This window comes from Curvibacter sp. EU05-FHT14A10 (assembly GCF_058791075.1).
In genome coordinates, this window is record NZ_JBYTDE010000013.1 from 143,452 (window position 1) to 162,553 (window position 19,102).

A 19,102-nucleotide genomic window follows, 5' to 3' on the forward strand; every position below is an offset into this window, starting at 1 on the left:
GTTCTTTCTCTCAGAGCACTTTGACCAGATAGCTGATCTTGTTGATCATGCCGCGCACTTCGGGGCTGTCCTTGAGCTCGCTGACACTGTTCAGCTTGCGCAGGCCCAGACCACGAACGGTCGCACGGTGCGATTCCTTGGTGCCGATCGGGCTGCGAACCAGCTGGATCTTCACGATATTTTGGGTCGTCATGAAATGACTCCTTCTTAGGCGAAGATCTCTTCGACAGACTTGCCGCGCTTGGCAGCGATGTCCGACGGAGTGGTCGAGTTCTTCAGCGCGTCAAACGTGGCGCGAACCATGTTGTAAGGGTTCGACGAACCATGGCTTTTGGCCACGATATCGGTGATACCCATCACTTCAAACACAGCACGCATCGGGCCGCCAGCAATGATGCCGGTACCCTTGGGAGCCGGGGCCATCATCACAACAGCCGCGCCGTGGTGACCGGTCACGTTGTGGTGGATGGTGCCGTTCCTCAGGGAAACCTTGGTCATGTTGCGACGGGCTTCTTCCATCGCCTTTTGCACGGCAGCAGGCACTTCCTTGGACTTGCCCTTGCCCATGCCAACGCGACCATCGCCATCGCCGACCACGGTCAAGGCAGCGAAACCGAGAATACGGCCGCCCTTGACCACCTTGGTCACGCGATTCACGGCGATCATCTTCTCGCGCATGCCGTCGTCGCGACCTTCGTCTTGAACTTTGGGTTGAAACTTAGCCATTTTTTATTCCCGTCCGCTTAGAACTGCAGGCCTGCTTCACGGGCAGCGTCGGCCAGAGCCTTGACGCGACCGTGGTAAGCGAAACCAGCGCGATCGAATGCAACCTTCTCCACGCCAGCAGCCTTTGCCTTTTCAGCAATGCGCTTGCCGATGATGGCGGCAGCGGCGGCATTGCCACCCTTGCCGGAAGCACCCAGCGAGCTGCGCACTTCGGCTTCGGCAGTCGAAGCGCTGGCCAGCACCTTGGTGCCGCAGCCAGAGATCACTTGAGCATAGATGTGCAGGTTGGTGCGGTTCACGCTCAAACGCGCCACGCCTTGATTGGCAATGCGGATGCGGGTTTGACGTGCACGACGCAGACGCTGCTCTTTTTTGGTCAACATGCTGCAGCTCCTTACTTCTTCTTGGTCTCTTTGATCGTGATCTTCTCGTCCGCATAACGGATGCCCTTGCCCTTGTAAGGCTCGGGGGGACGAACAGCACGGATCTCAGCAGCGATCTGACCCACGCGCTGACGGTCAGCACCCTTGATCAGAATTTCAGTCGCGGTCGGAGTGGCCACGGTGATGCCTTGCGGCATTTCGATGTTGACGGGGTGCGAGTAGCCCACCGCCAGGTTCAGCTTGGTGCCCTGAGCGGCGGCCTTGTAGCCCACGCCGATCAGAGTCAGCTTCTTTTCAAAGCCTTTGCTAACACCCACCACCATGTTGTTGACCAACTGGCGCAGCGTGCCGGACATGGCATTGGCTTCGCGAGAGTCATTCACGGGGGCAAACGTCAGCTTGCCTTCTTCGTTAGAGATCTTGACCAGGGCGTTTTGCGCCAGGGACAGAGTACCGCCGGTACCCTTCACGCTGATCTGGTCTTCCTTGATCGACACATCCACACCTTGGGGGATGGCGACCGGTGCTTTGCCTACGCGGGACATTTCAGTTTCTCCTCAATGTCACGGTTTAAGCCACATAGCACAGCACTTCGCCACCGACACCGGTAGCACGTGCTTTGCGATCGGTCATCACGCCCTTGGGAGTGGTGACGATGGCCACGCCGAGGCCATTCATGACTTGGGGGATGGCGTCACGGCCCTTGTAGACACGCAGACCAGGGCGGCTGACGCGCTCGATGCGCTCAATCACCGGACGACCAGCGTAGTACTTCAGGGAAATTTCAAGTTCGGACTTGCCTTCGTTGGTCTTCACTTGGAAGCCGTCGATATAGCCTTCATCCTTCAGCACTTGGGCGATGGCAACCTTCACTTTGGACGAAGGAACCAACACGGTAGCCTTGGCCACCATTTGTGCATTGCGGATGCGGGTCAGCAAGTCAGCGATGGGATCACTCATGCTCATGTTTAATCTCTCCTGCCTGCTTACCAGCTGGCCTTGGTGATACCGGGGATATCACCTGCAAAAGCCAGTTCACGAATCTTTGCACGGCCCAGACCGAATTGACGGAATGTGCCACGCGGACGGCCCGTGATTTCGCAACGGTTGCGTTGACGGGTGGGGTTGGCGTTGCGCGGGAGCTTTTGCAGACCCAGACGGGCAGCAGCACGCTCTTCGTCGCTACGCTTGGCATCGTTGGCAACAGCCTTCAGTTCAGCGTATTTCTTCGCGAACTTGGCTGCCAGTTTTTCACGCTTGAGCTCGCGCTCGATCAAAGCTACTTTAGCCACACGACACCTCAGTTCTTGAACGGGAAACGGAAGCCGGCGAGCAGTGCCTTGCACTCTTCGTCCGTCTTGGCCGTCGTGGTGATGCTGATATTGAGACCGCGCAGGGCGTCAACCTTGTCGTACTCAATTTCCGGGAAGATGATCTGTTCTTTGACGCCGATGTTGTAGTTACCACGGCCATCAAAAGCACGACCCGAAATACCACGGAAGTCACGGACGCGGGGCAGAGCCACGGTCACGAAACGATCCAGGAATTCGTACATGTGCACGCCACGCAGGGTCACCATGCAACCGATGGCTTGACCTTCGCGGATCTTGAAACCGGCGATAGCCTTCTTGGCCTTGGTCACCACAGGCTTTTGGCCGGCGATCTTGGTCAGGTCAGCCACGGCGTTGTCCATGACCTTCTTGTCCGAGACAGCTTCGCTCACGCCCATGTTCAGGGTGATCTTGGTCAGACGCGGCACTTGCATCGGAGAGGTGTAGCCAAACTTGGCCATCAGCTCCGGAGCCACTTTTTCACGGTAGTGTTGTTGCAGTCGTGCCATGGTCATGCCACCTTGATTTCTTCGCCGCTGGACTTGAAAACGCGAACGCGCTTGCCGTCAGCCAGGAGCTTGATGCCGACGCGGTCAGCCTTGCCGGTGGCAGCATTGAAAATGGCCACGTTGGACTGGTGGATGGGCATGGACTTCTCCACGATGCCACCGGTCGTACCCTTCAGAGGGTTCGGCTTGGTGTGCTTCTTCACCAGGTTGATGCCTTCCACGATCACGTGGGAGTCATCCTTGCGCAGCACCACTTGGCCACGCTTACCTTTGTCGCGCCCTGCGAGCACGATCACTTCATCGCCTTTGCGGATCTTGTTCATGATTCGCGTCCTCAGAGAACTTCAGGAGCCAGGGACACGATCTTCATGAACTTTTCGGTACGCAGTTCACGCGTCACGGGTCCAAAGATGCGGGTGCCGATTGGCTCCAGCTTGGCGTTCAGCAGCACTGCTGCATTGCCATCAAACTTAACGAGCGAGCCATCGCCACGGCGGATGCCCTTGGCGGTGCGAACCACTACTGCACTGTAAACCTCGCCTTTTTTGACGCGGCCACGCGGAGCGGCTTCCTTGATGCTCACCTTGATGATGTCACCGACACTGGCGTAGCGACGCTTGGAACCGCCGAGCACCTTGATGCACAGGACGGACTTGGCGCCAGTGTTGTCGGCAACCTCTAACCGAGATTCTGTCTGGATCATTTCAATATTCCCAACTTGTACCAGGGCTCTTGACCATCAAAAGCACCAGTCAGTCTTGGGCCCGTCGTCCGCGCCGCAAACCATTTTGATGCGCTTCCGTTGGGCAAGAAACTTCACTTTTTACAGCGAAGCCTGTGAGTATTGCAAACTATCCAGAAGATGTCAATCGTTTTTGAAGGTCAGGCGGGCAAGGTGCCGTAGCGTTCAGCCAACGCCAAAAACGGGGCTGTCGCCTGGGGAATGGCCAACTCCTGTTCCAGGATGCGAGCCACCGCCGGGGCGGCTGCAGCGGCAGCCCGGGCATCCAGGAACAGCAGGCGATTGCGCCGTGCCAACACGTCCTCGATGCTTCGCGCATATTCATAGCGCGCAGCAAAGCGAACCATGGCTTCCGTCAGGTTCGGCGCGACAAGGACGTCCGCCCCCGGCAGACTCGCCAGCAAGGCGGCCTCATCACCATACAGATGAGCCCCCGGCGCGTCGCTCAAACGCACAGTGGCGGCGCCTGGCGCCGGTGCGCCGATCAACCGGTGGTGGTCTGTGCTGGAGGCTGCGAGCCTGGGCAGCAGGCCCGCTTCCTGGATTTTACCCAGCACATCCTCGGCCATCGCCCGGTAGGTGGTCCATTTGCCGCCCGTGACGGTGACCAAGCCACTTTTGCTCACCGCCACCGTGTGTTCGCGGCTGATGCCCTTGGTGCTTCCGTCGTCTTCCACCGGCTTGACCAGCGGACGCAACCCCACCCAGACGCTGCGCACGTCTTCGCGGCGCGGTGCCCGCTGGAGGTAGCGCGCCGACTCGTCCAGGATGAAAGCCACCTCGTCGGCAAACGGCTCGGGCTCGCGCGCCAGATCCTCGCGGGGCGTGTCGGTGGTGCCCAGAATCACCTTGCCGAGCCAGGGCACGGCAAACAAGACCCGGCCATCTGCGGTCTTGGGCACCAGCAAGGCGTGATCACCCTGCAGAAAATCCCGATCCACCACCAGGTGAACGCCCTGGCTGGGCGCCACCATGGGTTTGGTGGCGCGGCCACTGGCCTGGCCATCAAGTTCACGCAGCGCATCCACCCAAACCCCGGCGGCATTCACCACGCAGCGGGCACGCAACTCGAACGAGCGCCCGCTTTCCCGGTCTTCGCAACGCAAGCCTGCCAGTCGGCCCGCCTCGTGGACCAGGCCCGTGGCCTTGCAATAGTTGACCAGCAAGGCGCCCTGTGCCGCGGCCGTGCGCGCCAGCACCAGGGCCAGGCGCGCATCGTCAAATTGACCATCCCAGTATTTGACCCCGCCCCAGAGGTGCTCCTGGATGATCGTGGGCAGGCATTCACGGGTGCGCGCCTTGCCCAGAAATTCGGTGGCACCCAGGCCGGCCTTGCCTGCCAGGGCGTCATACATCTTGAGCCCGATGCCATAGAAGGGCGATTCCCACCAGTGGTAGGACGGCATCACAAAGGGCAAGGGCTGCGCCAGGTGTGGCGCGTTGTGCAGCAAGGTCGTGCGCTCATGCAGGGCCTCACGCACCAGCGACACATTGCCCTGGGCCAGGTAACGAACCCCGCCGTGCACCAGCTTGGTCGCCCGTGACGAAGTGCCCTGTGCAAAGTCGTGCGACTCGACCAGCACGACGCTCAACCCTCTCAGTGCGGCATCAAGCGCCACCCCCAGCCCTGTCGCCCCACCGCCGATGACCGCCAGGTCGTAGGTGCGTGACTCGGCCAATCGCTCGATCAGCCGGGCTCGGTCAGTCGCTTGGGGCAGTGCAGTTTCGCTCATGATCTTGGGGCGGGCCGGTGCACCTGGTGCCACCGGCGCCGCCATTGCTTCAGGGCCTCCCGGGTGCCCTGTTGGAATATCAAACCGGCGGGATGTCAAGCACCCCGCCGGAACCTGTTCGCTGTGCGGGTCTCAGCGAACCTTGCCGTCCTTCCAGGCCTGCAGCAGCTTGTCGTAGTTGATGGTCTCGCCCTTGGGCTTCTCGTTGGCCAACTTGGCCCACGGAGCACCCTTGTCGCTCAACCACTTGGACGGATCGCTCTTCGCATTCAGCTTGGGGGCGCAATGGCTCATGCCAGCGCGCTCCAGACGCCCCATCACCTGGTCCATCTCCTCCGCCAGCGTGTCCATGGCGCCTTGCGGGGTCTTTTCACCCGTCACGGCCTGGGCCACGTTCTTCCACCACAGCTGAGCCAGCTTCGGGTAGTCAGGCACGTTGGTTCCGGTGGGCGTCCAGGCCACGCGGGCCGGGCTGCGGTAGAACTCGATCAGACCACCGTACTTGGCGGCGTTCTTGGTGAAGTACTCATGACGGATATCGCTGTCGCGGATGAAGGTCAGACCCACCACCGACTTCTTGGCCGACACGGTCTTCGAGGTCACGAACTGGGCGTACAGCCAGGCAGCGGCCGTGCGGTTGGGGTCCTGGTCCTTGAAGAAGGTCCACGAGCCCACGTCCTGGTAGCCGTTTTGCATGCCCTGCTTCCAATAGGGACCATTGGGGCCAGGGGCCATGCGCCACTTCGGCGAGCCATCCTCATTCACCACGGGCAGACCCTTCTTGGTCATGTCGGCGGTGAAGGCGGTGTACCAGAAGATCTGCTGTGCGATCTGACCCTGCGCCGGCACCGGGCCGGCTTCGCCAAAGGTCATGCCCATGGCTTCCTTGGGCGCGTACTTCTTCATCCAATCGATGTACTTGGTCAAGGCATACACAGCCGCCGGCGAGTTGGTCGCGCCACCGCGGGAGACCGAGGCCCCCACCGGGGTGCACTTGTCGTCGGCCACGCGAATGCCCCACTCGTCCACCGGCATGCCGTTCGGGATGCCCTTGTCGGCGGTGCCGGCCATCGACAGCCAGGCATCGGTGAAGCGCCAGCCCAGCGACGGATCCTTCTTGCCGTAGTCCATGTGGCCATAGATTGGCTTGCCGTCGATGGTCTTCACGTCGTTGGTGAAGAACTCGGCGATGTCTTCGTAGGCGCTCCAGTTCTGCGGCACGCCCAGGTCGTAGCCGTACTTGGCCTTGAACTTGTCTTGCAGGTCCTTGCGAGCAAACAGGTCAGCGCGGAACCAGTACAGGTTGGCAAACTGCTGGTCGGGCAACTGGTACAGCTTGCCGTCCGGCGCCGTGGTGAAGCTGGTCCCGATGAAATCCTTCAGATCCAGATCGGGGTCAGTGAACTCTTTGCCAGCGCCGCTCATGTAATCGGTCAGATTCATGATCTTGCCGTAGCGGTAGTGGGTTCCGATCAAGTCGGAATCGCTGATCCAGCCGTCGTAAATCGACTTGCCCGATTGCATCGAGGTCTGCAGCTTCTCGACCACGTCACCTTCCTGGATCAGGTCATGCTTGACCTTGATGCCCGTGATCTCCTCAAAGGCCTTGGCCAGGGTCTTGGACTCGTATTCGTGGGTGGTCAGGGTTTCGGACACCACCGAAATTTCCTTGACGCCCTTGGCCTGCAGCTTCTTGGCGGCCTCCATGAACCACTTCATTTCGGCCAACTGCTTGTCCTTGGAAAGCGACGAAGGCTGGAACTCGTTGTCGACCCATTTCTTCGCCTCAGCCTCTCCCGCGTGGGCGTATGACCCGGCGGCCAGGGCCGCTGCCAGCGCAAGCGCCGTGTAACGCAATTTCATGAGATGTCTCCTCAGATGCAAATCCCCGGTTGATGTTGAAGTCGTCCGGCCCCGGGGAATGGTCGAGCCGAATGCCTGTCTTGATTCGTGGGGGTGGTGCTCAACCCTTGCGCATGACCAGGGCCAGCACGGCCATGGACAGCACAAAGCTGATCCACACCGAAGGCTCGGCCTCCAGGTGCAACCACCCCTGCAGCTTTTCACTCAGGCCGACAAAGGCCAGGTTCACATAGGCCGCCGACAGCAACCCGATGAACAGACGATCCCCCCGCGTGGTGCGCAGCGGCAAAAAGCCTTTGCGCTCGACCGTGGGCGATCGGATTTCCCACACCGTCATGCCAATCAGCATGAGCACGATGCAACTGAAGAACACGGCGACCGGCAAGGTCCAGGCCATCCACTCAAACATGCCAATCTCCTCAGACTCGACCCATCGCGAAACCCTTCGCGATGTAGTGACGAACAAACCAGATCACGATGGCCCCTGGCACGATGGTCAGCACGCCGGCCGCCGCCAGGGTGGCCCAGTCCATGCCCGAAGCCGACACCGTGCGCGTCATGGTGGCCACGATGGGCTTGGCGTTCACGCTGGTCAGCGTGCGCGCCAGCAGCAACTCCACCCAACTGAACATGAAGCAGAAGAAGGCCGCCACCCCCACCCCGGCCTTGATCAGGGGCAGGAAGATGGTCAGGAAGAAACGCGGAAAGCCGTAGCCGTCGATGTAGGCGGTCTCGTCGATCTCACGCGGGATGCCGCCCATGAAGCCTTCCAGAATCCACACCGCCAGCGGCACGTTGAACAAGAGGTGCGCCAGCGCCACAGCGATGTGCGTGTCCATCAGTCCCACCGTGGTGTAGAGCTGGAAGAAGGGCAACAGAAACACCGCGGGCGGGGTCATGCGGTTGGTCAACAGCCAGAAGAACACATGCTTGTCACCCAGAAAGCGGTAGCGCGAGAACGCATACGCTGCCGGCAAGGCCACGGACACCGAGATCACGGTGTTGATGGCCACATAGATCATCGAGTTGATGTAGCCCGAGTACCACGAGGCGTCGGTGAAGATCAGCCCGTAGTTGGCCGAGGTGAAGTGAACCGGGAAGAACGAGAAGCTCGACAGGATCTCCTCGTTCGTCTTGAAGCTCATGTTGATCATCCAATAGATGGGCAACAGGGCAAACACGATGTACGCCAGCAGGAACAGCGAGCGCTTGTGGAAGCGGTTCTCATGCATGACCGGTCTCCTCCGGGTTCTGCGTGCCCACGCTTTGCATCCAGTTGTAGAGGATGAAGCAGAGCAACAAGATGATCAGGAAATAAATCAGCGAGAAAGCGGCCGCCGGCCCCAGGTCAAACTGACCCACCGCCTTCTGTGTCAGGTACTGGCTCAGGAAGGTCGTGGCATTGCCCGGGCCGCCCCCGGTCAGCACAAAGGGTTCGGTGTAGATCATGAAACTGTCCATGAAGCGCAGCAGCACCGCGATCATCAACACGCCACGCATCTTGGGCAGCTGGATGTAGCGGAACACCGCCAGCTTGCTGGCCCCATCAATGCGGGCCGCCTGGTAGTAAGCATCCGGGATGCTGCGCAGGCCGGCATAGCCCAGCAAGGCCACCAGCGGCGTCCAATGCCAGACATCCATCACCAGCACCGTCAGCCAGGCATGGGTCGAGTTGCCGGTGTAGCTGTATTCGATGCCCATCTGCTGCAACGTGTGGCCCAGCAAACCGATGTCGTCACGGCAGTAGATCTGCCAGATGGTGCCCACCACGTTCCAGGGGATCAGCAAGGACAGCGCCACCACCACCAGCACGGCTGATGATTTCCAGCCCTGCGCCGGCATCGACAGCGCCAGCAGCACACCCAGCGGCAGCTCCACCAGCAGCACTGACAACGAGAACAGCAATTGACGCAGCAACGCGCCATGCAACTCCTCGTCGCGCATCACGGCAGCAAACCATTCGGTCCCCACGAACACGCGGCGCTCGGGCGAGATGATGTCCTGCACCGAATAGTTCACCACCGTCATCAAGGGCAGGATGGCAGAAAACGCCACACACAGGATGACGGGCAAGATCAGGAACCAGGCCTTCTGGTTCACGGGTTTGTTCACGGCGCTCATGACACCAGCTCCTCATTCACGTAAAAGCAGGTGTGCTGCCCCAACAGCTGCAGCCAGACCTCATCGCCCACCGCCAGCTTCAGCCACTCCACCCCCAGACGGGCTTTGAGCACCGTGCCCTGCACCTCCGCGCTCAGCATCAGGTGGGTGCCCACGTCCTGCACCTGGCGCACCCGCGCCGGCACGGCCCCGGGTGTCCCAGCGCTGGCCAGGGTCAGGTACTCAGGGCGAATGCCCAGTTTCAGCACCCCATCCGGCAGGGCCTTGCCCACTGGCAGCGGCAGGTGCCGCCCCGCCAGCTCCAGCTTGTCACCAGCCACGTCAGCGGCCAGAAAGTTCATGCCGGGCGAACCGATGAAGTGGCCCACAAACGTGTGCTGAGGGCGCTCGAACAAAGCGTCTGCCGGCCCCACCTGCACGGCCCGGCCACGGGTCATCACCACCACCTGGTCGGCAAAGGTCAGGGCCTCGACCTGGTCGTGCGTCACATAGATCAGGGTCAGCTTGAGCTCGTGGTGGATCTGCTTGAGCTTGCGGCGCAGCTGCCATTTCAAGTGCGGATCGATCACCGTCAGTGGCTCATCGAACAGCACGGCTGACACGTCAGGCCGCACCAGGCCACGGCCCAGCGAGATCTTCTGTTTGGCGTCGGCCGCCAGTCCGGCAGCGCGCTGGTTGAGCTGACCGCTCATGTCCAGCATCTCGGCAATCTCACCCACGCGTTTCTTGATCTGCGCTTCAGGCACCTTGCGGTTGCGCAGCGGGAAAGCCAGGTTCTCGGCCACTGTCATGGTGTCGTAGATCACCGGGAACTGGAACACCTGCGCAATATTGCGTTGCTGCGGGCTCAGGCGGGTCACGTCCTGGCCGTCGAACAGCACCTTGCCATGCGAAGGCTGCAGCAGCCCCGACATGATGTTGAGCATGGTGGTCTTGCCACAGCCCGAAGGCCCCAGCAGCGCATAGGCGCCGCCGTCGTCGAAGGTCATTTTGAGCGGCAGCAGCGCGTAATCGCTGTCCTGCTGCGGGTTGGCGCGGTAGGCATGCGCCAGATCGAGTTCGATGCGGGCCATGCTCAGTGTCCTCCTGCGCGTTCGGGGGCCAGGGCCAGTTGACCGATGGCATCAAAGACATAGGCCTGTGCGGGGCTCACGTACAAGGTGATCGGAGCCCCCAGCTCGAAGTAATGCACCCCGGTCAGTTGCGCCACCAGTTCACCCACCAGCGTGTGCACATGAACATAGGTGTCCGAGCCCGAGATCTCGGCCAACTCCACCGTGCCCGGCAGGCTGACATCACCCGGGCGGCCATGCACCCGCAGCGCACTGGCGCGCAGACCCACCGTCATCTGGGCAGCTCCGGCCGATGCTGGCAGGGCCAGCGGCAACGCCGGCCCGCCGCGCAGGCGCACGCCCCCTTCGCAGGCATCGGCCTGCAGCAGGTTCATCGGCGGGTCGCTGAAAGCGCGTGCCACGCGCAGCGAACGCGGGCGATGGAACACCTCGGCCGTGGGGCCGTACTGCAGCAGTTCACCCTCATCCAGCACCGCGGTGTAGCCCCCCAGCAGCAGAGCCTCGCCGGGCTCGGTGGTGGCATACACCACGGTCGAGTCACCGCTGGCAAACAGTGAGGTCAGCTCTTCGCGCAACTCCTCGCGCAACTTGTAATCCAGGTTCACCAGGGGTTCGTCCAGCAGCATCAGCGGGGCTTGCTTGGCCAGCGCCCGGGCCAAAGCCACGCGCTGCTGCTGCCCGCCCGACAGCTCGGCCGGCAGGCGCTCCAGGAACATCTCGATGTGCAGCTTGGTCGCCAGCTCCCGAACACGCTGATCGATGTTGGGGGCCTTGCGCAACAGCAGCGGCGACGCGATGTTGCGCGCCACCGTCATCGACGGGTAATTGATGAACTGCTGGTACACCATGGACACATCGCGCTCACGCACCGGCATCCCGGTCACGTCTTTGCCATCCACCAGCACACGGCCCTGGCTTGGCGTGTCCAGCCCCGCCATGATGCGCATCAGGCTGGTCTTGCCCGCCTGCGTCGCCCCCAGCAGCACCGTCACAGCGCCGCTTCGCAAGGCCAGATTCATGGGGTGGAGCCAAGTCTCCGCCCCCATCGTCTTGCCGATGCCTTCCAATTCAAGCTGCATCACGCAACCTTTCCACTTGTTTGTCTCGGGTCCCGCCACCAGTTGTTGCGCGCTGGCAGGGGCTTCGAATGTTCGCAACTTTTCGATTATTGTTCCTTTTTTTTCGTTTTTGATTCTGGTTTTCCCCTAACGCGTTCCTTTTTTTTCCATTTAAAGTCGCTGCCTCGAACCCTGCCAGACTGCGAACCGTGAACTTCAACCCCAGACAACTCAAACTCATTGAAGTGGTCCGCGAGCGCGGCTCGGCCACGGTGGAAGAACTGGCCGAACAGCTGTCAGTCACCCTGCAGACCGTGCGGCGCGACGTGCAAAAAGTGGCCGAGAGTGGCGCCCTGCGCCGCTTCCATGGCGGCGTGCGCGTTCCCAGCTCCACCACTGAAAACATCGCCCACCCGCAACGCCAGGGGCTGCACGCCGAGGGCAAGGCCCGCATTGCGCGCGCCGTGGCCCAGCAGGTGCCCGATGACTGCTCACTGATCCTCAACATCGGCACCACCACCGAGGCGATTGCCGAGGCCTTGCTGCAGCACCAGGGCCTGAGGGTGATCACCAACAACCTCAACGTGGCCACCATCCTGTGCCGCAACCCCAGCTTCGAAGTGATCGTGGCTGGCGGTGTGGTGCGCCCCCGCGACCGCGGCATCGTGGGTGAGGCAGCGGTCGATTTCATCCGGCAATTCAAGGTCGACCTGGCCATCATCGGCATCTCCGGCATCGAGTCCGACGGATCATTGCGTGACTACGATTACAGGGAGGTGAAAGTCGCCCAGACCATCATCGAACACGCACGCGAGGTCTGGCTGGCAGCCGATGCCAGCAAGTTCAATCGCCCCGCCATGGTCGAGGCCGCCACCCTGTCGCAGATCGACCGCCTGTTCACCGACGCCTCCCCCCCCGCCCCCTTCCCCCAATTGCTGGAAGACGCCGGCGTGCGCCTGGACGTCTGCCTGACCTGAACGCCCAGCCCGACCGGATCTCCAGGACCCCGACATGACCTACCTCTTGGCCCTCGACCAGGGCACCTCCAGCTCACGCAGCATTGTTTTTGACGCCCTTGGCCATGTGGTGGCCCAGGCCCAGCAAGAGCTGCCCCAGATCTACCCTCAACCCGGCTGGGTTGAGCATGACCCCATGCTGATCTGGCAGACCCAGCTCGACACCGCTCGCGCCGTGCTGCAGAAGGCCGGCCTCAAGGCGAGTGACATCCATGCCCTGGGCATCACCAACCAGCGCGAAACCACCGTGGTCTGGAACCGCAAGACCGGCCAGCCCATCCACAACGCCATCGTCTGGCAAGACCGCCGAGCCGAACCAGCTTGCGCCCAATTGCGCGAACAAGGCCATTCGGACCTCATCCAGCAGCGCGCCGGCCTGTTGGTGGATGCCTATTTTTCGGGCACCAAGCTGCAATGGATCCTGAACAACGTGCCCGGCGCGCGGGCCCAGGCCGAGGCCGGCGAACTGGCCTTCGGCACCGTCGACAGCTGGCTGATGTGGCAACTCACTGGCGGCGCCGTGCACGTCACCGACGTCAGCAATGCCTCGCGCACCATGCTGTTCAACATCCGCACCAATCAGTGGGACGACGACTTGCTGGCCCTGCTCGGCATCCCGCGCCAACTGCTGCCCGAGGTGCGCCCCTCCAACGCCGACTTCGGCCTGGTGCGCCCCGATCTGCTGGGCCAGGCCATCCGCATCAATGGGGTGGCGGGTGACCAGCAAAGTGCCTTGTTCGGGCAGGCCTGTTTCCACCCCGGCATGGCCAAGAACACCTATGGCACGGGCTGCTTCATGCTCATGCACACCGGCGAGCGCTTCCAGACCTCCCAAAATGGGCTGTTGACCACCAGTGCCGCCCAGGCCAGCCCACGTGCCGAGTTCGCCATCGAGGGCAGCGTGTTCGTGGGCGGCGCCGTGGTGCAGTGGCTGCGTGACGGACTCAACGCCATCCAGTCCAGCAGCGAAGTGCAGCAACTGGCCCAGAGCGTGCCTGACGCCGGCGGTGTGATGATGGTGCCCGCCTTCACCGGTCTGGGCGCCCCGTATTGGAACCCCGAGGCGCGCGGCACCATCACCGGCATCACCCGTGGCACCACCCTGGCCCACATTGCCCGCGCCGCGCTGGAGAGCATTGCCTTCCAGAGCACCGCCCTGCTTGAGGCCATGAGCCGCGACGCCGTGGCCGCCGGTGGCAGCCCGGTCACCGAACTGCGCGTGGACGGCGGCGCTTGCGTCAACGACCTGCTGATGCAGATGCAGGCCGATCTGCTGGGCATCCCCGTGGTTCGGCCCGCCGTGATCGAAACCACGGCCCTGGGCGCGGCCTACCTGGCCGGGCTGGGCTCGGGCCTTTACGCCGGGCTGGACGAACTCAGCCAACAATGGCGCGCCGAACGCACCTTCGTGCCGCAAATGGCGCGCGACCAGGCCACCGAACGCATCGCCCACTGGGAACGAGCCGTGCGCCAGGCGACTGCGACCTGAAAATCTGTGATGCAGCACCCACCGCAGGCTAGGCGTTTTAAAAAGCGCCTAGACTTCGGCCCGTGAAATTTCCCAGTAACACCTCCCTTCCGGGCGCCCGGGGACTGTCCCGCCGCCAATGGCTGAAATGGGGCGCTGCCCCTCTGCTGGCCAGTGCCCTGCCAGGCTGCACCCCGTTGGGCCTGCGCCCCGGCAACGCCGGGCTGCGGCCGCAGTTGCGCCTGCTGGGCGAAGAGCGTCTGCCCTACCACCTGAAATTTGAAGACACCACGGTGGGAGGCCTGTCCGGCCTCGACCGCGATCCGGTCAGCGGTCATTGGTATGCCCTGAGCGACGACCGCTCCGACCGCCACCCGGCGCGCTTCTACACCCTCGCCATGAAGGTGTCCGAAGCTGGCATCACCGGCCTGGCCGTCCAGAACGTGACCCTGCTGCGCGACGCCCAGGGCCGCACTTACCCCAACCGCAAACAGGCTGATGCCAGCCGACCCGAGATCCCCGATCCCGAGTCGATCCGATTCCGGCCTGAGACCGGCACCCTGCTCTGGACCAGCGAAGGCGATGTCAACCGCGGCCTGCCGCCCGCGCTGCGCGAAATGTCGCTGGACGGGCGACTGCTGCGTGAGTTCACCCTGCCCGACGTGCTGAAGCTGGGTGCCGACGATGCCCACGGCCCGCGCAACAACCTCGCGTTTGAAGGCCTGGCCCTGAGCCCCAGTGGCCGCTACGCCTGGGTATCCATGGAAGCCCCGCTGGTGCAGGACGGTCCGCTGCCTTCCGCAGGGCAACGCGGCGGCCCTTGCCGGCTGACCCGCTTTGACCTGCGCACCGGCCAGGCCGACCGGCAGATTGCCTACCAGCCCGATGCCGTGCCGCGCAGCCCGCTGCCCCCGGGCGCACCCGCCGACAACGGCATCAGCGAGATCCTCATGGCCGACGAGCACCACCTGCTGCTGCTTGAGCGGGCCTACATGACGGGGGTGGGAGTCTCTCTGGCGCTGTACCGCATCGACACCCGCCAGGCGCCTGATGTGCTGAACCTCAGCACCCTGCCGCCCAGTGCGCCGGTGGCGCCCAAAACCCTGGTCGCTGACTTTGCCAGCCTCGGCATCAGCCGGCTGGACAACAGCGAATGCCTGTGCTGGGGGCCTACCCTGAGCAACGGGCGGCGCAGCCTGGTGGTGCTGAGCGACGACAATTTCAGCCCGATCCAGATCACCCAATTTCTAGCTTTCGAATACCAGGACGCACCCTCATGACCTCCCAAATCGCATTCATCGGCGGCGGCAACATGGCCAGCGCCATCATTGGCGGCCTGCTCAAGCAGGGGCGTCAGGCCTCGGACATCCTGGTCGTCGAGCCCTTTGCCGAGGCCCGCGAGCGCCTGGCCCGTGATTTCGGCATCCAGGCCTTCGAGACCGCCGATGCCCGCCTGGCGCCAGCGGCCCTGGTGGTCTGGGCCGTCAAGCCGCAAACCTTCCGCGACGCGGCCCTGGCGGTGCGTGCCCACACCACCCAGGCCCTGCACCTGAGCGTGGCCGCCGGCATCCGCAGCGACAGCATTGCCCAATGGACCGGCACCGAGCGCGTGGTGCGCTGCATGCCCAACACGCCCGCCCTGGTGGGCAAAGGCATGACCGGCCTGTTTGCCCGCGCCGCGGTCACCCCGACCGACCGCAGTCTGGTCGAGCAGGTGATCCAGACCACCGGCGACTCGCTGTGGGTGAGTGAAGAAAGCCACCTCGACGCGGTCACCGCCCTGTCGGGCTCGGGCCCGGCCTATGTGTTCTATTTCATCGAGGCGATGGCGGCGGCAGGCGCCCAGATGGGGCTGACCGAAGCCCAGGCCCTCAAGCTGTCGATCGGCACCTTTGTGGGGGCGGCCGAACTGGCCCGGGCCTCCACCGAGCCGCCCGAGGTGCTGCGCCAGCGCGTCACCTCCAAGGGGGGCACCACCTACGCCGCCCTGTGCTCGCTGGAAGAAAGCCAGGTCAAGGCCCATTTCATGCAAGCCATGGAAAAGGCACGCGCCCGCGCCCAGGAGCTGGGCGATGAATTCGGCGCGGCCTGAACCTGGCGACGGTCCAACTTCAGCGAAAATACCCCCGTCAAGGCGCCAGCAGCCATACGGCACGGTGCCGTGGCGGCCAACCCTCAACCAACCAAGACACAACATGAAAAAACTGCTTACCGCGATTCTCTCGGCCGCCCTGGTGGTCATGCCCCTGGCCCTGACCAGCACCGAAGCCGCCGCCAAGACGCCGCACAGCGCCAAGGCCTCGGGCAAACATGCCAAAAAAGCCGGCAAACACGGCAAGAAGGCCAAGAGCAAGCATGCCAAGCACGCCAAGAGCGCGCACAAGGCCAAGGCTCACACCTTCTGAGGGCCTAAGCGCTCTGCATCGAACAGGCCCGCCCCGAGCGGGCCTTTTCATTCAGGCCAGCCAGCCGGCCAGCAACAGGCTGGCAAACAAGGTCGCGCCCAACCAGTGGTTGGCGCGAAAGGCCTTGAAGCAGCCGTCCCGGCTTCGGTGCCGGATCAGGCCCACATGCCAGCCAACCTGGGCCAGGGCCACCAGCAGCCCCCCACCCAAAAAGACCGCCGGCACGCGCCCTTGCAACACCAGCCCCCAAATCAGCAGGCTCAGCACATAAAAGGCGGTGACGGCCAGCACATCCCAGCGGCCCAGCGTGATGGCCGAAGTCTTCATGCCGATCTTCAAGTCATCGTCGCGGTCCACCATGGCGTATTCAGTGTCATAAGCCAGCACCCACAGCAGGTTGCTGAGCACCAACCAGCCCACCAGTGGCGACAAAGGCACATCCTGTGCCGTGAAGGCCATCGGAATGCCAAAACTGAAGGCCACCCCCAGAACGGCCTGCGGCATGGACACCAGGCGTTTGGCAAACGGGTAGAACAAGGTGACCGCCAAAGCACCGAAAGACCACAGGATGGTGGGCCCGTTGGTGGTCAGCACCAAGCCAAAGGCCACCAAGGCCAACACGGCCCCTACCACCAGGGCCTCGCGCACCGAGACGGCCCCCGAGGTGACAGGCCGGTTGGCCGTGCGCTTCACATGGCGGTCAAAGCCGCGGTCGGCCACGTCGTTCACACAGCACCCGGCACTGCGCATCAAGATGGTGCCCAGCGTGAACACCAGCAGCAGGTGCCAGCCCGGGAAGCCGCCCTTGGCCACCCACAGCGCACTCAGCGTGGGCCACAGCAGCAACAGCCAGCCGGCCGGCCTGTCCCAGCGGATCAGGCTGAGGTAAAGCGCCAGTCGGCTCGAAGACGAAGCGGGAGTCGGTTTGGGAGAAGAAGGGGGGGCGGAGGCGGTCATCGCGGGCGGACTCGGTCAAAGAAGGGCGGTGGCGATTTTCGCAGCAAGCCGCCCCGGGCCGGATCCACCTGGAACCGTTCAGAACCGCGAAATCACTCTTCGAGCAGCGAGCGCAGCATCCAGGCGGTCTGCTCATGCACCGTCAGGCGCTGGGTCAGCAGGTCGGACGTAGGTTCATCGCTGGCCTTGTCGGCCAAGGGGAACAGCTCGCGCGCCGTGCGCGCCACTGCTTCGTGGCCGGTGACCAGGATGCGCACCATCTCCAGCGCCTTGGGCGGGGTGCCCGGGGCGTCGGGCACGGTGGCCAGCTTGCCAAAATCAGCGTACGAGCCTGGCGCCACATGGCCCAGCGAGCGGATGCGCTCGGCAATCGGGTCCACCGCATTCCACAGTTCGGTGTACTGCACCATGAACATGGTGTGCAGGGTGTTGAACATCGGCCCGGTCACGTTCCAATGGAAGTTGTGCGTGGTCAGGTACAGGGTGTAGGTGTCGGCCAGCAGGCGCGACAGGCCCTTCGCAATGGCGGCTCGGTCCTTGTCACTGATGCCGATGTTGATCGCGGGCACCGACTTGGGGGTGCTGCGGGGGGCTTTGGCCATGGGGTCACTCCTTCAGTGTTGAAAAACAAACCATCCACAAGGGCTTGGACCGCCATGCTCAGGGGGATGGACGGCAAGCCATTTGTAATCAGAGGATTCAATGTAACGGCGCCAGAAGGTCGTACACGTAGGACGAACGCTCAAGGCATCACGACAGGCGTTTGACGCCGGGCAACTCGCAGGCGTAGATCGAGTTGCGCAGGGCGGCAATCGCCTCGTAACGGGTGAAGCTGCGGCGCCAGGCCAGCACCACGCGGCGGTAGGGGACATCGCCTTCAAAGGGCAGGTACACCACGTGGGCCTCGTCGTCACTCTTGCGCCGGCGCGTGCGCGGGGCCAGGGCGTCCTTGGGCACGCTCAGGCGAGGCACCAGGGTCACGCCCATGCCGGCGGCCACCATGTGTTTGATGGTTTCCAGCGAGGAGCCCTCGAAGCTCTTGCGGATGCCCTCGGCATTGCTTGAAAAACGGGCGAACTCGGGGCACACCTCCAGCACATGGTCACGGAAGCAATGGCCGTTGCCCAGCAGCAGCATGGTCTCGCTCTTCATCTCCTCGGCTGTGATGCTCTTGCGCGCAGCCAGCGCATGGGTGCTGGGCACTGCGGCCATGAAGGGCTCGTCGTACAGCGGCGCCAGCGCCAGGCCGGTGTCCGGAAAGGGCTCGGCCATGATGGCGCAGTCGATCTCGCCGGTGCGCAGCATCTCCAACAACTTGACGGTGAAGTTCTCCTGCAGCATCAGGGGCATCTGAGGCGTGCGCGAGATGGCTTGGCGCACCAGATCGGGCAGCAGGTAGGGGCCGATGGTGTAGATCACCCCGAGCTTCAAGGCGCCGGCCAAAGGGTCTTTGCCACGCTTGGCGATTTCCTTGATCGCGGCGGCCTGCTCCAGCACGCTCTGCGCCTGGCGCACGATCTCTTCACCCAGCGGGGTGACACTGACCTCGTTGGCGCTGCGCTCGAACAGTTTCACCTCCAGCTCGTCTTCGAGCTTGCGGATCGCCACCGACAAGGTGGGCTGCGAGACAAAGCAGGCCTCGGCCGCTTTGCCAAAGTGCTTTTCGCGCGCCACGGCCACGATGTATTTGAGTTCAGTCAGGGTCATGAAGGTCTTC

The 19,102-nt window shown here is 63.0% G+C and carries 24 protein-coding genes; 5 read left to right on the plus strand and 19 right to left on the minus strand.

Going from position 1 to position 19,102, the window contains the following annotated elements; genetic code table 11:
• Window positions 1-10: 10 nt before the first annotated feature.
• From rpmD to AC3WUT_RS22430, 16 genes are all read right to left on the minus strand, one after another.
• Window positions 11-193 carry a 50S ribosomal protein L30 gene (gene rpmD, locus AC3WUT_RS22355; protein WP_492349286.1) on the minus strand — a complete coding sequence of 61 codons (183 nt, stop codon included), beginning with the start codon at window positions 191-193 and terminating at the stop codon, window positions 11-13.
• A gap of 14 nt (window positions 194-207) precedes the next feature.
• On the minus strand, window positions 208-726 hold the full coding sequence (rpsE, locus tag AC3WUT_RS22360; RefSeq protein WP_492349287.1) for a 30S ribosomal protein S5: 519 nt from the start codon (window positions 724-726) through the stop codon (window positions 208-210).
• A gap of 17 nt (window positions 727-743) precedes the next feature.
• Window positions 744-1,109, minus strand: a complete 366-nt coding sequence (rplR, locus tag AC3WUT_RS22365; protein WP_492349288.1) for a 50S ribosomal protein L18 — start codon at window positions 1,107-1,109, stop codon at window positions 744-746.
• 11 nt (window positions 1,110-1,120) lie between these two features.
• Window positions 1,121-1,654, minus strand: coding sequence for a 50S ribosomal protein L6 (rplF, locus tag AC3WUT_RS22370; protein WP_492349289.1), 534 nt, complete (start codon window positions 1,652-1,654; stop codon window positions 1,121-1,123).
• 25 nt (window positions 1,655-1,679) lie between these two features.
• Window positions 1,680-2,075, minus strand: coding sequence for a 30S ribosomal protein S8 (gene rpsH, locus AC3WUT_RS22375; RefSeq protein WP_019576353.1), 396 nt, complete (start codon window positions 2,073-2,075; stop codon window positions 1,680-1,682).
• A 20-nt stretch (window positions 2,076-2,095) separates the two neighbouring features.
• Window positions 2,096-2,401: a 30S ribosomal protein S14 gene (gene rpsN / locus AC3WUT_RS22380; RefSeq protein WP_027476452.1), complete on the minus strand. Its 306-nt coding sequence runs from the start codon at window positions 2,399-2,401 to the stop codon at window positions 2,096-2,098.
• Between the two features lie 8 nt (window positions 2,402-2,409).
• A complete protein-coding gene (gene rplE / locus AC3WUT_RS22385) occupies window positions 2,410-2,949 on the minus strand; it encodes a 50S ribosomal protein L5 (protein ID WP_027476453.1) in 540 nt (179 codons plus the stop codon).
• A gap of 2 nt (window positions 2,950-2,951) precedes the next feature.
• Entirely contained in the window at window positions 2,952-3,272 is a 321-nt protein-coding gene (gene rplX, locus AC3WUT_RS22390; RefSeq protein ID WP_492349290.1) for a 50S ribosomal protein L24, read from the minus strand.
• Window positions 3,273-3,283: 11 nt separating this feature from the next.
• Window positions 3,284-3,652 carry a 50S ribosomal protein L14 gene (rplN, locus tag AC3WUT_RS22395; protein ID WP_007861702.1) on the minus strand — a complete coding sequence of 123 codons (369 nt, stop codon included), beginning with the start codon at window positions 3,650-3,652 and terminating at the stop codon, window positions 3,284-3,286.
• Between the two features lie 179 nt (window positions 3,653-3,831).
• Window positions 3,832-5,424 carry a glycerol-3-phosphate dehydrogenase/oxidase gene (locus AC3WUT_RS22400; protein ID WP_492349291.1) on the minus strand — a complete coding sequence of 531 codons (1,593 nt, stop codon included), beginning with the start codon at window positions 5,422-5,424 and terminating at the stop codon, window positions 3,832-3,834.
• A gap of 132 nt (window positions 5,425-5,556) precedes the next feature.
• Entirely contained in the window at window positions 5,557-7,287 is a 1,731-nt protein-coding gene (locus tag AC3WUT_RS22405; protein ID WP_492349292.1) for an ABC transporter substrate-binding protein, read from the minus strand.
• Between the two features lie 100 nt (window positions 7,288-7,387).
• Window positions 7,388-7,696, minus strand: coding sequence for a DUF2160 domain-containing protein (locus tag AC3WUT_RS22410; protein WP_027476456.1), 309 nt, complete (start codon window positions 7,694-7,696; stop codon window positions 7,388-7,390).
• 10 nt (window positions 7,697-7,706) lie between these two features.
• Window positions 7,707-8,519 carry a carbohydrate ABC transporter permease gene (locus AC3WUT_RS22415; protein ID WP_492349293.1) on the minus strand — a complete coding sequence of 271 codons (813 nt, stop codon included), beginning with the start codon at window positions 8,517-8,519 and terminating at the stop codon, window positions 7,707-7,709.
• A complete protein-coding gene (locus AC3WUT_RS22420; RefSeq protein WP_492349294.1) occupies window positions 8,512-9,408 on the minus strand; it encodes a carbohydrate ABC transporter permease in 897 nt (298 codons plus the stop codon). Before AC3WUT_RS22420 ends, AC3WUT_RS22415 begins: the two co-directional genes overlap by 8 nt.
• Complete coding sequence (locus AC3WUT_RS22425; RefSeq protein WP_492349295.1) at window positions 9,405-10,481, minus strand: ABC transporter ATP-binding protein; 1,077 nt, start codon at window positions 10,479-10,481, stop codon at window positions 9,405-9,407. The genes AC3WUT_RS22420 and AC3WUT_RS22425 overlap by 4 nt, the downstream gene beginning before the upstream one ends.
• A 2-nt stretch (window positions 10,482-10,483) precedes the next feature.
• The gene (locus AC3WUT_RS22430) at window positions 10,484-11,560 is read right to left on the minus strand and encodes an ABC transporter ATP-binding protein (RefSeq protein WP_492349296.1); all 1,077 of its coding nucleotides are present in this window, start codon (window positions 11,558-11,560) and stop codon (window positions 10,484-10,486) included.
• Window positions 11,561-11,748: 188 nt separating this feature from the next.
• On the opposite strand from AC3WUT_RS22430, the gene AC3WUT_RS22435 reads away from it, so the two are divergent.
• The 5 genes from AC3WUT_RS22435 to AC3WUT_RS22455 all read left to right on the plus strand — a co-directional run bounded on the left by AC3WUT_RS22435 (window position 11,749) and on the right by AC3WUT_RS22455 (window position 16,428).
• Window positions 11,749-12,516 carry a DeoR/GlpR family DNA-binding transcription regulator gene (locus tag AC3WUT_RS22435; RefSeq protein WP_492349297.1) on the plus strand — a complete coding sequence of 256 codons (768 nt, stop codon included), beginning with the start codon at window positions 11,749-11,751 and terminating at the stop codon, window positions 12,514-12,516.
• 34 nt (window positions 12,517-12,550) lie between these two features.
• Window positions 12,551-14,044, plus strand: a complete 1,494-nt coding sequence (glpK, locus tag AC3WUT_RS22440) for a glycerol kinase GlpK (protein WP_492349298.1) — start codon at window positions 12,551-12,553, stop codon at window positions 14,042-14,044.
• Window positions 14,045-14,106: 62 nt separating this feature from the next.
• Entirely contained in the window at window positions 14,107-15,303 is a 1,197-nt protein-coding gene (locus tag AC3WUT_RS22445; RefSeq protein WP_492349299.1) for an esterase-like activity of phytase family protein, read from the plus strand.
• Window positions 15,300-16,115, plus strand: coding sequence for a pyrroline-5-carboxylate reductase (proC, locus tag AC3WUT_RS22450; protein WP_492349300.1), 816 nt, complete (start codon window positions 15,300-15,302; stop codon window positions 16,113-16,115). The genes AC3WUT_RS22445 and proC overlap by 4 nt, the downstream gene beginning before the upstream one ends.
• A 103-nt stretch (window positions 16,116-16,218) precedes the next feature.
• Window positions 16,219-16,428, plus strand: a complete 210-nt coding sequence (locus AC3WUT_RS22455) for a hypothetical protein (RefSeq protein ID WP_492349301.1) — start codon at window positions 16,219-16,221, stop codon at window positions 16,426-16,428.
• Window positions 16,429-16,479: 51 nt separating this feature from the next.
• Here AC3WUT_RS22455 and ubiA read toward each other — a convergent pair whose 3' ends face one another.
• The 3 genes from ubiA to AC3WUT_RS22470 all read right to left on the minus strand — a co-directional run bounded on the left by ubiA (window position 16,480) and on the right by AC3WUT_RS22470 (window position 19,092).
• Complete coding sequence (gene ubiA, locus AC3WUT_RS22460) at window positions 16,480-17,385, minus strand: 4-hydroxybenzoate octaprenyltransferase (protein WP_492349302.1); 906 nt, start codon at window positions 17,383-17,385, stop codon at window positions 16,480-16,482.
• Window positions 17,386-17,477: 92 nt separating this feature from the next.
• Window positions 17,478-17,987 carry a Dps family protein gene (locus AC3WUT_RS22465; RefSeq protein WP_492349303.1) on the minus strand — a complete coding sequence of 170 codons (510 nt, stop codon included), beginning with the start codon at window positions 17,985-17,987 and terminating at the stop codon, window positions 17,478-17,480.
• 148 nt (window positions 17,988-18,135) lie between these two features.
• Entirely contained in the window at window positions 18,136-19,092 is a 957-nt protein-coding gene (locus AC3WUT_RS22470; protein WP_492349304.1) for a LysR substrate-binding domain-containing protein, read from the minus strand.
• Between the last annotated feature and the right edge of the window lie 10 nt (window positions 19,093-19,102).